The organism is Haloplanus ruber (genome assembly GCF_024494725.1).
Taxonomy (GTDB): domain Archaea; phylum Halobacteriota; class Halobacteria; order Halobacteriales; family Haloferacaceae; genus Haloplanus; species Haloplanus ruber.
The window spans coordinates 1-13,504 of the sequence record NZ_JANHDK010000003.1 but is presented as its reverse complement, the minus strand read 5'-3'; the positions used below and the strand labels follow the sequence as shown (position 1 = coordinate 13,504).

Annotated in this window: 10 protein-coding genes, 1 tRNA gene and 2 rRNA genes; 6 read left to right on the top strand and 7 right to left on the bottom strand. The window is 66.0% G+C overall.

Features of this window, described 5'->3' with window-relative positions; all coding sequences use genetic code 11:
• Positions 1–51: 51 nt before the first annotated feature.
• On the bottom strand, positions 52–1,437 hold the full coding sequence (serS, locus tag NO878_RS10520; protein ID WP_256405954.1) for a serine--tRNA ligase: 1,386 nt from the start codon (positions 1,435–1,437) through the stop codon (positions 52–54).
• 77 nt (positions 1,438–1,514) lie between these two features.
• On the opposite strand from serS, the gene NO878_RS10515 reads away from it, so the two are divergent.
• From NO878_RS10515 to NO878_RS10505, 3 genes are all read left to right on the top strand, one after another.
• The gene (locus tag NO878_RS10515; protein WP_256405953.1) at positions 1,515–2,414 is read left to right on the top strand and encodes an MBL fold metallo-hydrolase; all 900 of its coding nucleotides are present in this window, start codon (positions 1,515–1,517) and stop codon (positions 2,412–2,414) included.
• Positions 2,415–2,539: 125 nt separating this feature from the next.
• A complete protein-coding gene (locus NO878_RS10510; protein WP_256405952.1) occupies positions 2,540–4,405 on the top strand; it encodes a cation:proton antiporter domain-containing protein in 1,866 nt (621 codons plus the stop codon).
• Between the two features lie 86 nt (positions 4,406–4,491).
• Entirely contained in the window at positions 4,492–5,862 is a 1,371-nt protein-coding gene (locus NO878_RS10505) for an ATP-binding protein (RefSeq protein ID WP_256405951.1), read from the top strand.
• A gap of 87 nt (positions 5,863–5,949) precedes the next feature.
• Here the strand turns inward: NO878_RS10505 and NO878_RS10500 are convergent, their stop codons facing one another.
• The 3 genes from NO878_RS10500 to NO878_RS10490 form a co-directional block, all read right to left on the bottom strand.
• Entirely contained in the window at positions 5,950–6,147 is a 198-nt protein-coding gene (locus NO878_RS10500) for a hypothetical protein (RefSeq protein WP_256405950.1), read from the bottom strand.
• Positions 6,148–6,223: 76 nt separating this feature from the next.
• Entirely contained in the window at positions 6,224–7,681 is a 1,458-nt protein-coding gene (locus NO878_RS10495; RefSeq protein WP_256405949.1) for a methyl-accepting chemotaxis protein, read from the bottom strand.
• Between the two features lie 82 nt (positions 7,682–7,763).
• Positions 7,764–8,768, bottom strand: coding sequence for an alcohol dehydrogenase (locus NO878_RS10490; protein WP_256406424.1), 1,005 nt, complete (start codon positions 8,766–8,768; stop codon positions 7,764–7,766).
• Between the two features lie 352 nt (positions 8,769–9,120).
• Here NO878_RS10490 and NO878_RS10485 point away from each other — a divergent pair, with 352 nt between their 5' ends.
• Genes NO878_RS10485 through NO878_RS10475 form a run of 3 tightly spaced genes read left to right on the top strand, consistent with a single transcriptional unit; the run spans position 9,121 to position 12,875 of the window.
• The gene (locus NO878_RS10485; RefSeq protein WP_256405948.1) at positions 9,121–10,584 is read left to right on the top strand and encodes a receiver/sensor box histidine kinase; all 1,464 of its coding nucleotides are present in this window, start codon (positions 9,121–9,123) and stop codon (positions 10,582–10,584) included.
• A 24-nt stretch (positions 10,585–10,608) separates the two neighbouring features.
• A complete protein-coding gene (locus tag NO878_RS10480) occupies positions 10,609–12,501 on the top strand; it encodes an ABC transporter ATP-binding protein (protein ID WP_256405947.1) in 1,893 nt (630 codons plus the stop codon).
• 59 nt (positions 12,502–12,560) lie between these two features.
• Positions 12,561–12,875: a hypothetical protein gene (locus NO878_RS10475; RefSeq protein WP_256405946.1), complete on the top strand. Its 315-nt coding sequence runs from the start codon at positions 12,561–12,563 to the stop codon at positions 12,873–12,875.
• A gap of 31 nt (positions 12,876–12,906) precedes the next feature.
• On the opposite strand, the gene NO878_RS10470 is transcribed toward NO878_RS10475, so the two are convergent.
• From NO878_RS10470 to NO878_RS10460, 3 genes are all read right to left on the bottom strand, one after another.
• A tRNA-Cys gene (locus NO878_RS10470) sits at positions 12,907–12,982 on the bottom strand.
• 115 nt (positions 12,983–13,097) lie between these two features.
• Positions 13,098–13,219: ribosomal RNA gene (gene rrf / locus NO878_RS10465) — 5S ribosomal RNA — on the bottom strand.
• Positions 13,220–13,342: 123 nt separating this feature from the next.
• Positions 13,343–13,504 (bottom strand): 23S ribosomal RNA (locus NO878_RS10460); the annotation flags it as partial.

The following is a 13,504-nucleotide window of genomic DNA, read 5'->3' as shown; positions in this document are numbered from 1 at the left end:
ATCGCGCACCGACTCGATAAGTATGAGCCCCTTACCGCGTTCGGGACCGTCTCACTCCCGCTCGCCGGCGCCGACGGCGCTCTCGCCGACCTTCTCGTGACCCTCGATGACCGCCTGATCGCCCATGTAGGGCCGGAGCGCCTCGGGGACGGTGACCGTCCCGTCGTCGTTCTGGTAGTATTCGAGGATGGCGACCATCACACGGCCCACGGCCGTCCCGGAGGCGTTGAGCGTGTGGAGATACGTCGCCGATTCGTGGCGTTCGGGGCGGTACCGCAGACCGGCCCGCCGAGCCTGGAAGTCCTCGAAGTTCGAGGCGCTAGAGACTTCGAGCCAGCGGCCGCCGCGATCCGGGCCGTCGTCGGCGTCGGTGCCCGGCGCCCACACCTCGATGTCGTAGGTCTTCGCGGAGGCGAAGGTCAGGTCGCCGGTACAGAGCGTCAGAACCCGGTACGGGAGGCCGAGGCGCCGAAGGACCTCCTCGGCCTCGTCGACCAACCCGTCCAGGCGGTCGTAGCTCTCGGCGGGGTCGACGAAGTTGACGAGTTCCACCTTGTTGAACTGGTGGACGCGGACGATACCACGGGTTTCGGTGCCGTGTTCACCCGCCTCGCGCCGGAAGTTGGGCGTGTACGCCTGGTGTTTGAGCGGGAGGTCGTCGCTGAGGAGAATGTCGTCGGCGTACATGTTGGTGACGGGGACCTCCGCGGTGGGACAGAGCCAGAGGTCGTCGTCGTCGTAGTCGTCGGTCTCGGCGCCGCCGACGCGGTAGGCGTCCTCCGCGAACTTCGGCAGTTGGCCGGTCCCCTCCATCGACGCCGATTTCACCGGGACAGGGGGGAAGAGATCGACGTACCCCTGTTCGCGGTGGACATCGAGCATGAACTGGATGAGGGCGTGTTCGAGGCGGGCGCCGTCGCCTTTCAGGAAGTAGAAGCCGGCGCCGGTCGTCTTGGCGCCGCGGGCCTCGTCGATGATGTCCAGGTCCGCCCCGAGGTCGTAGTGAGGGACAATCGTGTCGGGCAGGTCGCGGGAGTCGTCGAAGCCGTGACGGCGCGTCTCGACGTTGTCGCTCTCGTCCGCACCGACGGGCACGTCGTCGTGCGGAACGTTCGGGAGTTCCATCAGCCCCGCCTCCAGATCGGCTTCGAGTTCGTCGGTCCGGGCCTCAACCTCCGCGAGGCGCTCTTTGAGCTCCTGGGAGCGCTCGATAGCCGCCTGGGCCTCGTCGTCTTTGCCCTCGGCCTTCAGGCGACCGATGCGGTCGCTCACCTCGTTGCGCTCGTGTCGCAGGTCGTCGCCCTCGCTTTTGAGCGACCGCCACTCCTCGTCGATCTCCAGGAGTCGGTCCAGATCGACGTCGTCGGCCATCCCCCGGTCCGCGAGGGTCCGTCGCACCACGTCCGGGTTCTCCCGGAGATACTGCCTGCTGAGCATTTGGACGCACTTCTCGGGGCCGAGACAAAACCGTGTCGGGACCGAACGCTTTTCACCACCGCCGTCGGGGTTCGTCCATGGCCATCGGCGACCTCGCGACGGTCCCTCGTACCGACATCCACTACGTCGACGTCGGCGCCTACGACGTCCCCGGCTACGGGTCGGTCTACCTGATCGACGCCGAGCGCCCGGCGGTCGTCGACCCCGGACTCGGCACGAACGTCGACCTGGTGATCGACGCGCTCGACGAACGCGGGATCGACGACCTCGAATACGTGGTGACGACACACGTTCACTTGGACCACGCAGGCGGGGCGGGCCACCTGCTCGACGCCTACCCCGGAGCGACCGTGTTGGCCCACGAAATCGGCGTGCCGCACCTGATCGACCCCTCACGGCTGGTCGCGGGGACGAAAGCCGCCGTCGGCGACCAGTGGCAGTACTACGTCGACCCGAAGCCGGTCCCCGAGGAGCGAATCGAGTCGCTGTCCGACGGCGACACGATCGATCTGGGCGACCGGATTATCGACGTGGTCCACGCTCCCGGACACGCCCCCCACCAGGTCGTCCTCCACGACCGGGCCGACGACGTCCTCTTTTCGGGCGACGCCGCCGGCATCCGACCGCGAGGCGCCGACGAACTCCACCCCACCTCGCCGCCGGTCAACTTCGACCTGGAGACCTGTCTCGACGACGCGGCGACCATCGCCGAGCGAAACCCCGAGACGATCTGTTTCGGCCACTTCGGCGACGCCACCTTCAGCCCGGATCTGATGGACGAGTACGCCGACGTCCTGTCCTCGTGGGTCGAACAGGTGCGCGAGAAACGGGCCGAGCTCGACACGGACGAGGCCGTGATCGAACACTTCGCCGAGACGGCGGACCCAATCGAACCGTGGGGGCGACGCAAGACACGCGCGGAGCACCGACTCAACGTCCGAGGCGTCCTCGGCTACCTCGACACGGCCGAAGAGTGATTGATCGTCCACCCTCCCGGCGATCAATTTCCATCTGTCGTATTTTGCCCCGGTATCGCCGGGGCGAAACGTCGGGTTTTATCGGTGTCGCTCTTCGATCACGGACGTACATGGAGGTGCACTGAATGGCCGCCGGTGGCGGGAACCTCATCACGCTAGTCGCCGCACTCATCGGGGTCGGAGTCGTCGCACAGATACTCTCCGACCGCTTCCGGGTTCCGAGCGTCGTCTTCCTCCTGGCGTCGGGTGTCATCCTCGGTCCCGAGGTACTCGGCGTCGTCGGTCCCGACTCCTTCGGAAACGCACTCTCGGCCATCGTCGGCCTCTCGGTGGCGATCATCGTCTTCGAAGGCGCCTTCCACCTGCGGGTCGGCCGCCTGCGCGAAGCCCCGGCTGCGACGTTCAAACTGGTGACACTCGGCGCGGCCATCGCGCTGATCGGAACCACCGTCGTCGTCCACTACGCCCTCGGCACGGGGTGGATGGTCGCGGCGCTGATCGGCGCGTTGCTGGTCGCCACCGGTCCGACCGTCATCGCCCCTATTTTGGAGGTGGTGCCGGTGCGAAACCGCGTCGGGACCGCCCTCGAGACCGAGGGGATCGTCAACGACGTGACGGCGGCGATTCTCGCGGTCGTCATCTTCGAGGCGATCATCCAAGACGTCCGCGCGCCGGGTGAACTGCTCGTGCTGTTCACACAGCGACTCGGGAGCGGCATCGCCGTCGGCCTCGCCGTCGCGGCCGTCGTCTTCTACGCGCTCCGGTATGTCAACCTTTCACCTGGGAACGCGCCACAGAACGCCCGACTGCTCGTACTCGGGGGGGCGCTAGTCGCGTACGGGGCCGCCGAAGTCGTCGCGACCGAGGCCGGCATCGCCGCCGTCGCCACCGCGGGTATTCTGCTCGGCAACACGGACGTGCCCTACGAGGACGAGATCACGGATTTCAAAGGCGACGTGACGCTGATCGTCCTCTCCTTTGTCTTCATTACGCTCGCGGCGTTGCTCCAGGTCGAGTATCTGCTTGCGCTGGGTGTGGGCGGCCTGCTCGTGGCCGCTCTCGTCGCGGTAATCATCCGGCCGCTACTCGTGTTCATCAGCACCGCCGGCGACCGCTTCACCCGCGGAGAGCGCCTCTTCATGAGCTTCGTGGGGCCACGGGGGATCATCCCCGCCTCGGTCGCGACGCTCTTTGCCGTCGAGTTCCGGGCCCAAGGGATGGTCGCCGAGGCGAATGTCCTCGTCGGCACCGTCTTTCTCGTCATCTTCCTCACGGTCGCGCTAGAGGCCGGATTCGCCAGACAGATCGCCGAATTTCTCGACGTGATACCAATGCGTGTAATCATCATCGGCGCCGGAAACGTGGGTCGAACCCTCGCTCGGCGCCTCGAAGACCGTGGAGAGAACGTCGTCCTGATCGAACAGGACGTGAACAACGTAGAGCAAGCCCGCAACGACGGGTTGACCGTCCACCACGGTGACGGAACCGACACCGAGGTGTTGCGGTCGGCCGGCGCCGAGAACGCCAAAATCGTCGCCGCAACCACCGGCGACGACGACGTGAACCTGCTGGTCGCCCAGTTGGCCGACTCGAAGTTCTCGCCCGGCACCATCCTGGCGCGCGTAAACAACCCCGACAACGTCGACGCGTTCGAGGATCTCGGGGTGCGAGCCATCTCCGCGACCGAGGCGACGGCGATGGCCTTCGACGACTACATCGAGCGCCCGTCGCTCGTCAACTGGACGAGTGAGATCGGACACGAAGGCGAGGTTCAGGAGATCGAGGTCACCGCCGACGACCTCGTCGGCAAGACTATCTCGGAGATCGGCCCACAGCTTCCCGCCCGGTGTCTGATCGCGCTGATCACCCGCGACGGAAAAAGCATCGTTCCCGACGGCGACTGCCAGCTCAAACGGGGCGACCAGATCACCCTGATCGGGGACGACGACGCTATCGCCGAGGCGTTGGCCTTCGTCCACCCCGATAAGTAGGACGCCCACAGACGGCCTGACACACCGTGTCGGTGCCGTCGCCCGATCCGACGCGCTTAAACGGCTCCCACGAGAACGGGATAGGGATGACCGACCCGGCTCTCGAAGTCGTAGAGTTTCTCCTAACGGCTCACGTCTACACGGACGACCGGAGCCTGGACGAGAACGACCTGCCGCCGCGATACCGTCGCGTGTTCTGGACCGACGAGGACGGGGACGACGACGACGCGGCGGACGACCGGACGCCGACCGGCGGCATCGAGCGGCCGCTGGTCGTCACGGAGACGACCGCGAGACAGGCAACGGGGGTCGAACACCCCTGGGACGCCGTCTCGGACCTGCTGTTCACCGAACAGGAGAACTTCTCCGGACGTATCTCGCTCACGCAGGCCGATATGGCAATCGACTGGCTGGTCGAGCGCGCCGACCGCGACCGCATTGCGACCAACCCGACGGTCGCGTCGGTCGTCGCCGACCGGGACGACGTCGACGTGACACTCGCGGAGGCGCGCGAGCAGACCCGGCCGATCCACGCCGACCGGGTGTGGATCGACAGCCTGCTGGAGGCCTACTTCGACGAGGACGAGGACGGCGAGATGCTGGATCTCGTCCAGGTCCGCGCCCCCGAGGAAATCGAGATGACACTCGACGACCTCGTGCTCACCGGGGATCAGGAAGGCGAGATTCAGAAGATCGTCAAGGCCATCGAACACCGGGAGTACTTGGCCGAGATCGGACTCCGCGAGATCGGAAAACTCCTCTTTGTCGGGCCGCCGGGGACGGGGAAAACGACCGCCTCGCGGGCGCTCGCACACGAACTCGGGCTTCCCTTCGTCGAGGTGAAGCTGTCGATGATCACCAGCCAGTACCTCGGCGAGACGGCCAAGAACGTCGAAAAGACCTTCGAGGTCGCCAAACGACTCTCCCCGTGTATCCTCTTTATCGACGAGTTCGACTCGGTCGCCAAGACCCGCCGGTCGGACGAACACGCGGCGCTCAAACGCGCGGTGAACACGCTGCTCAAGAGCATCGACGACATCAGCCTCATCCGCGACGAGGTGCTCCTGATCGGTGCGACCAACCACCCCGATCAACTCGACGCCGCCGCCTGGCGTCGGTTCGACGAGATTGTCAACTTCCCCAAACCCGACAGCGGGATGCGGGCCGACATCCTCGACGTGATCACGCGCCGAATGGACATCGCCGAGTTCGATCCGGCCGCGGTCGCAGACCGCACCGAGGGCCTCACCGGGAGCGACCTCCGGATGGTCCTCCGGGAGGCGGTGCTAGAGGCACTCACCGAAGAGCGGACGACACTCACCCAGGCGGACATCCTCGACGCGGTCGAGGACTTCGAGGAGCGGGACAACCTCAAGAACATGGACATGATCGACGGCGACGCCGACACGTTGGTCGCGGGCGACGGCGGACACGCCGACCACGATCACGACCACTGACGGCTCGCCGAGTTCGAAGCGATTCTCGACCATCGAGCGCCGTTCCAACCCCCGAACAGCCGCCGCCACCCAGAACGGGTCACGCCCTCACTCCGCCCAGTCCGGACGGTAGGAGGGTTCGGGATGGTCGGGGTCGGGTCGAACGAGCGACGAAACGAGGGCACCGACGGTGAGGAAGGGCAGGATCGGCAACAGGAAGACGAGACAGAGCACGCCGATTCCTTGGCCGACCCGTGCCATGACCAGTTCCGCGAACGACATGCCGAGGGTTGCGCGTCGGTCCATGGTCGCCAGGAAGATAGAGGCGGCGACCACTACGGCGTTTTGGTGACGGCGGATGTTGTCGCCAATCGCCCGAGGGCTACTCGGTGCGCAACTGTCCGACGCTGCGTTCGATCTCGGTGACCTTCTCGGTCTGGCGCTCGGCGGCGCGAGCCACCTCTGTGACCTCCTCCGCGACCTCGTCGGCGCGGTCGCGGGCCTCGTCGACCATGGCGGCAATCTCCTCGGCGCTGGCGGCCTGTTCGTCGGTGGCCGTCGACACCTCCTGAATCCCCGCGACGGCCTCGCCGACCGCCTCGACGATTTCGTCGAGTTTCGCCATGCTCGCCTCGACCTCGGCGACCCCGTCGTCGATCTCTCCCTCGGTCGTTTCGAGACTCTCGACGGTCCCCTCGGTCCGTCGCTGGACCTCGACGATCATCGACTCGATCTCCCCTGCCTGGGCTTGGGCCTCCTGAGCGAGTGACTTGATCTCGTTGGCGACGACCGCAAATCCGTCGCTGTCGTGATCGGCACGGGCCGCCTCGATGTTGGCGTTGAGCGCCAGCAAGTTCGTCTGGTCCGCGATGTCGTTGATCACGTCGATCACCGCGTCGATTTCGTCGACGGTGCCGCTGAGTTCGTCGACGTCGGTTCGGACTTCCCGACTCGACGTCCGGACCGACGACATCACGTCGCGGACCTCCTGGCTGACCTCGCGCCCCGATTCGGCGTGATCCCGTGCCTGCCGGCTGGTGTCGGCGACGGAGTCGGCTGTCGAGGCGACTTCCTCGACGGTGGCGCTGAGGTTCGACACCTCGCTGGCGACCTCCTCGGTGCGGTCGGCCTGCTCCTCGGCGATCCCCTCCATCCGCGTAGCGCTGTCGGCAACCTCCTGGGTGATCGCTCGGAGTTCCTGTGTCTGTTCGTCCACGTCCGCGACGAGTCCGTCTAGGGTCGCCCCCATCTCGTTTAGCGAGTCGACGACCGTCAGCAGTTCCTCGTCGATGTACTCGTCGGCGGTGAACTCGGCGCGAGCACCCAGGTCGCCGTCCTGAATCGCGTGCATGGCCGAGGTGACCTCCGCGACCAGATCCTCGATACGCTGCCGGCGGCGGACCTCTTCGGTACGGTCTGTCACGAGTTCGACCACACCCACGAGTTCGTCGTCGTCGTACAGCGGCGACGCGCTGAACGTGATATGCCGGGTGTCGCCGCGCGTGTCGGTGAACGTACTCCGGTCCTGATACTCGGGGTGATCGCCGTCGTCGATCCGCTCGACGTCGAACTCCCGATGGGCGTCGCGGGGCGATTCGAGGACCTTGTCCGCGAGGGTCTTGGCCCGCCGGCCGTCCTGGTACCACGCCTCCCCGACCGTGTCCGCTGCCCGGGCGTCGGCTTCAGTGCTCCCGGTTAACTCCACCATCCCCCGATTCCAGAGAACGACATCGTGGTCGGCGTCGAGAATGAAGATGGGTGCGCCGATCCGGCCGATGATCGCGTCGAACGAGAGGGGAAACGCAGCCGCGTGTCGGTTAGGTTGTTTGGGTGTGCTCATGGATCTCGCCGTGGCTAGCATCGAGACGAACGTATGAGCGAATATATCTGGTGGTCGATTATCCGGAGTGATAGCGCCCGGACTAGAGATCGAGCACGGCGCGGAAGCGAGCCTCGTTTTCCATCATCTGGTCGTAGGCCTCGCCGACATCGTCGAGATCGAAGGTTTCGGCGACTGGCGTGATCTCACGAAGAGAGCTGAACTCGAGGGTGTCCTGGGAGTCGCGGGCGTGTCCGGAACCCCATCCGGAGACGGAGCCACAGGTGGCGACCAGATGCTGGACGTCCGTTGGCACCGGTTCGCCGGGGATACCGACGATCACGACGTCGCCGTCGATGCCGATGCCGCCGAGGACCGATTCGATGGCGTCCGCGGAGGGGGCCGTCGAGAGGACGACTCGGGCGCCGCCGAGTTCCTGAAGCGCCTCGGCGGGGTCGCGCTCGGTCGCGTTCACGAAGTGATCCGCGCCAAGGTCGAGCGCCAACTCGCGTTTCTCGGGGCTTCGGGAGATGGCGACGGTCTCGAAGCCGGCGGCGTGGGCATACTGGACACCGAGGTGACCGAGGCCGCCGACGCCGACGACCGCGACGGTGTCACCGGGACGTGCATCGCTGTTTCGGAGCGCGTTGTACGTGGTGACACCGGCACACAGGAGGGGCGCAGCGTCGACGGCCGACAGATCGCCGGGAACGGCCGCCAGCGCCTCGGCAGGGACGGTTGTGTACTCGGCGTAGCCGCCGTCGAAGGTCAGCCCCGTGATTTCGGCGTTCTCACACTGGAGGAAGTCGCCGCGACGACAGGGATCGCAGGTGAAACAGTGGCCGCCGTGCCATCCGGCGCCGACGCGGTCACCCTCGTCCCAAGCGGTCACGTCCTCGCCGACGGCGTCGACCTGACCGACCACCTCGTGACCCGGAACCCGGGGGTAGCTCACGCCGGGGAAGCCCCCCTCGACGACGAAGGCATCGCTGTGACAGACGCCACAGGCGTCGACGTCGATGCGTACCTCGGTTGGTGCCGGTTCCGGCACCTCCCGTTCGACCACTTCGAAGTCGGCGCCCGCTTCGGGAACGACAGCCGCTCGCATCGTGTCTGTCATACTCCGACCGACGGGACGACACGGGAAAACGCGTGCGCTCGGGGCAAGGCCGCCCGCATCCGACCGTGACCGACGGGGGTCGAGAGGTTCCGGACCGACAGCCGCCATCAGTTGGGATCGTTGGGCGTCCCGAAGGTCGCGTCGGTGCGATTCGCGTACTGCCGCTCCGCACGAGACGGCTGTCCCGGTCACGGGCGCCCTCCGGTGAGCGATTGATCGCATCGACTGTCGCTCGTCGACCGGCGGAAAGATTCGCAGACTGCACCGCGATGGGGCTGCCCGCCGGGAGCGAACAGTTCTAATACTGTGGCCACAGAGAGCGGAACGTGACGGCGATAGCATGGCACCGGGACTGATGCGCGAGGTGCTCGATGCCCTCCCCGACCGGGTCGCGGTACTCGACGAGACGGGGCGAATCGTCGAGACCAACGCCGCGTGGCGTGCGTTCGCCACGGACCACGACCACCCGCTTGTCCCCGCGTCTGTGTCCGAGGAACAGTCGTATCTCGGCGCGCTCACCCGCTCGGAGAACGAACAGGTGTCGGCGGTCGCGGCGCACCTGCGGTCGCTTCTCGACGGCGACGACGACGAGCGCACTCTCGCGTACCGAGCCGACGACGACGGCCGGGGACTGCGCATCCACCTCGCCGCGGTGCTCCGCGACGGTGACCGGTACGCGGTCCTCGCTCACACCGACCGAGCGCGCGGCCGACAGAACGGGGCGGACGTCGATGCCAGCCTCAAACAGCGAGCGATGGACGAGGCGCCCATCGGAATCACCATCGCGGACCCGGAGCAACCGGACATGCCGGTGGTCTACGCCAACGACGCCTTCGAGCGCATCACGGGCTATCCCGTCGAGGAGGTGCTCGGGCGGAACTGCCGGTTTCTGCAGGGTCCCGACACCGATCCGGAGCCGGTCGCTCGAATGCGCCGCGCGGTCGACAACGGAGAACCCGTTACCGTCGAGGTACGCAACTACCGGCCGAGCGGCGAGGAGTTCTGGAATCAAGTCACCATCGCGCCCCTGCACGACGAGGACGGCGAGCTCACACACTACGTCGGGTTCCAACAAGACGTGACCAACCGCAAACAGGCGGAACGCGACCTCGCAACCGAGCGGGATCGGCTCGCACTCCTCAACCAGATCGTCCGCCACGACATCCGCAACGACATGTCGGTCGCGCTAGGGTGGGGCGGCGAACTCGCCGAGCGGATCGGCCCGGAGGACGAGGACGCCTTCGAGCGGATCATGACCGCCGCCACTCACACCAAGGAACTTACCGAGTCGGTGGGGAATCTCATCGACATCCTAGGGACGACCGATCCGGAACTCGAAGCGGTCTGCCTGGCGCCGGTGCTCCGGACAGAGGTCGACCGTGTGCGCTCGAACTTCGACTATCGGTCACAGTCGCTCACGATCCGCGGCGACGACGACCTGCCGACAGTGGACGTGTGGGCCACCTCGATTCTCTCGTCGGTCTTCGGCAACCTCCTCGACAACGCCGTCTTTCACAACGACAAGCCAGCCATCGAAATCGAGGTCGACACCGAAGTGAGCGACGCGACGGTCGTCGTCCGAATCGCCGACAACGGTCCCGGGGTTCCCGACGCGCGAAAGCCGGCCATCTTCGGCCGCGGCGAGAAGGGACTCGGCAGTCCTGGAAGCGGTCTCGGTCTCTATCTCGTCGACAACCTCGCCGAGACGTACGGCGGAGCAGTCTGGGTCGAGGACAACGATCCCGAAGGCGCCGTTTTCTGTGTGGAACTGCGGCGGGCCGACCCGGAATCCCACAGTACTTGACCGTTCGTCGAGTATCGCGCGTCGATGGCCGACGAACACGGGGGATTCGAGGACGTCAGCGAGACGCTCGACGGACACCCGATGGTGAGCCTGCTAGCCTACGCCCGCCCCTACTGGCCGCGTCTCACCCTCGGCGTCCTCGCCTCCTTCTGTACCCGTTTTGCCCGCCTCGTCCCGCCGATACTCGTCGCCACCGCCATCGACCGAGTTATCAACGGTCCCGCCGACCCGGGACTGCTCGCCTCGGTCGGGCTGCTCCCGGCCGAACCCATCGTCGGCCGGGCGGCCCGGGTCGCGCTCCTGGAACGACTGGTGCTCATCGCGGCGCTCGCGTACCTCGTTCGGTCGGGCACCCGCTTTGCCTCCCGCTATCTCCTCCAGTCCTCGGCCCAGAAGATCCAGCGTGACCTCCGGAACGACACCTACGACCACCTCCAGCGCCTCTCGATGGACTTCTTCGTCGACCACCAGACCGGCGCGATGATGTCGGTGCTCAACAGCGACGTCAACCGACTGGAGAAGTTCCTCAACACCGAGTTCCGGCAGGTGATCCGTGTTGTGGCCACCGTCGGCGGCATCGCAGTCGTCCTCTGGCACTACTCACCGAAACTCGCTGCCATCGCACTCGCGCCCGTCCCCGTTATCGGCCTCGCGAGCGGTCGGTTCCTCACCTGGATCGAGCCACGCTACAAGTCCATTCGGGAGTCGGTCGCCCGACTCAACACCCGCCTGGAGAACAACCTCGGCGGCGCGGCGGTGATCAAGACGTTCAACCGCTACGGCTTCGAGCGCGACCGGGTCGCCGAGCGAAGCCAGGACTATCACGACGAGAAGATCGGCGCCCTGCGGATCAGACGGGCCTTCTTCGCCGGTCTCCGCCTCCTCACCGGCGTCGTGTTCGTCCTCGTGCTCTACGTCGGTGGTCTCGACAACATCAACGGCGCCGAGGGGGCGCTCACCGCCGGGAGCTTCGCCCTCTTCTTTCTGTACCTTCGACGGCTCTACTCGCCCATGCGCCGCGTCGGAAAGTCCGCGAACAAATATCAGCTCGCGAAATCGAGCGCGGAACGGGTGTTCGGCCTCCTCGGACGGGAACCGACGGTTACCTCGCCGCCCGATCCCTACCGCCCGGACGACGTGGACGGCGACGTGACCTTCGACGACGTGACCTTCGGCTACGGCGACCGAGAGCCGGTGCTTCGAAACGTCTCGTTGGATGTGCCCGCCGGTGCCACCGTCGGGTTGGCGGGAACCACCGGCGCAGGGAAGTCGACGCTGGTGAAGCTTCTGCCGCGGTTTCACGACGTCGACGCTGGAGCCGTCCGGGTCGACAGCGTCGACGTTCGAGAGTACGACCTCGACGCCCTGCGCGAGGAGATTGCGGTCGTCGAACAGAACCCCTATCTCTTCTCTGGCACCGTCGCCGAGAACATCGCCTACGGGGACCAGACGGCGCTGGCCGCCGAGCGGGATGCCGACGATGCCGCCCGCAGCCGGGTGATCGAGGCGGCGAAAGCCGCCGAAGCCCACGACTTCGTCAGCGACCTCCCCAACGGCTACGACACGCTCGTCGGGGAACGCGGCATCAAACTCTCCGGCGGCCAGCGCCAACGCCTCGCCATCGCCCGCGCCCTCGTCAACGACCCCGCGATCATCGTCTTCGACGAGGCGACCAGCGACGTCGACACCGAAACCGAGGAACGCATCCAGGAGAGCCTCGACCGTCTCGTCGAGGACCGCACCGCCTTCGTCATCGCTCACCGCCTCTCGACGATCAGCGATGCCGACCGCATCGTCGTCCTCGAGGACGGCGAAATCGTCGAATCGGGAACGCACGCGAATCTTCTGGCCGACGAAGGCGACTACGCCGCACTCTGGCACGCACAGTCCGAGAGCCGAACGCCCGCCGACGACTGACGATCCGTCAGGGGCACGGCACGGATACGCTTATCCCGATTACGGTCCCAGTAGCGGTTATGAGTCGAGCAGTACCCGACGGGTGGCTGAAAACCGGGCGGCGGGAGTACGAGAACCGAACCGTCGAGGTCGAGGTGAAGTTCCAGCCGACGCCGGATCAGGACGGAAACTTCGAGGTGTGGATCGTCGACGAGGAACGCGACGACTCGGCCGCCGTCGACAACGTGCAACCCTCCGAAGCCGATGGTCGCGAGCTGGCGAAGGACGTGATGGACTCCTTTACCGCAGGCTACGAGGCTGCCGTCGACGACGCCGACGAGGACGAGGCAATCAAGCGGGGCATCGAGCACGCCCTGTCCGAGAACCAGGGCTGAGGCCGCGCTGTCGAGTTGCTCAGCGTAAGAAAGCCAAGGGCCGGATTTGAACCGGCGATGGGCGGCTCTGCAGGCCGCTGCGTTAGGCCGGACTCTGCCACCTTGGCGCAGTCGATAGTACCGGTGTCCGGCGCTTAAGCCTAGCGGTCGCTGTCCGGTAGTGTGTATGAAAAGTGGCGAGCGACAGCACTGTCGCTCGCCAAGGTTGATGAAGTATGAATGGTGAGGCGGCGAATCGGCACTCCCAGAGGGTCGCCCACTCCAGTACTGCCCGATACGCAGGCAGGCTTAACGTCCGTGTTCGGGATGGGTACGGGTGTCTCCCTGCCGCTCTGGCCGCCTTCATGCCGACCGACGGATTCGAACCGTCGCCATACCAGTGTCGGTGAGGGTCTCTCAACCGTGTGTACGTGCGATCCAGTTAGCGCCTGGACCCGACAGTCAAATCGGGTCACAGCGCGGACTCCAATGAATGTGGCTTGGACTGTTAGTGCTCGCGGGCTGAACGTCTCGTTGCCTTGACGCGTACACCCCGAGTCTATCTAACTCGTCTTCTACGAGTGTCCTCGGTGGTACCTCTTTTCCAGGTGGGTTTCGAGCTTAGATGCGTTCAGCTCTTACCCCGTGGT

Coding starts and splice junctions, on each gene's coding strand:
- NO878_RS10500 (WP_256405950.1), bottom strand. CDS start 6,147: ATGGACCGACGCGCAACCCTCGGCATGTCGTTCGCGGAACTGGTCATG.
- NO878_RS10505 (WP_256405951.1), top strand. CDS start 4,492: ATGACCGACCCGGCTCTCGAAGTCGTAGAGTTTCTCCTAACGGCTCAC.
- NO878_RS10495 (WP_256405949.1), bottom strand. CDS start 7,681: ATGAGCACACCCAAACAACCTAACCGACACGCGGCTGCGTTTCCCCTC.
- NO878_RS10510 (WP_256405952.1), top strand. CDS start 2,540: ATGGCCGCCGGTGGCGGGAACCTCATCACGCTAGTCGCCGCACTCATC.
- NO878_RS10475 (WP_256405946.1), top strand. CDS start 12,561: ATGAGTCGAGCAGTACCCGACGGGTGGCTGAAAACCGGGCGGCGGGAG.
- NO878_RS10485 (WP_256405948.1), top strand. CDS start 9,121: ATGGCACCGGGACTGATGCGCGAGGTGCTCGATGCCCTCCCCGACCGG.
- serS (WP_256405954.1), bottom strand. CDS start 1,437: ATGCTCAGCAGGCAGTATCTCCGGGAGAACCCGGACGTGGTGCGACGG.
- NO878_RS10490 (WP_256406424.1), bottom strand. CDS start 8,768: ATGCGAGCGGCTGTCGTTCCCGAAGCGGGCGCCGACTTCGAAGTGGTC.
- NO878_RS10515 (WP_256405953.1), top strand. CDS start 1,515: ATGGCCATCGGCGACCTCGCGACGGTCCCTCGTACCGACATCCACTAC.
- NO878_RS10480 (WP_256405947.1), top strand. CDS start 10,609: ATGGCCGACGAACACGGGGGATTCGAGGACGTCAGCGAGACGCTCGAC.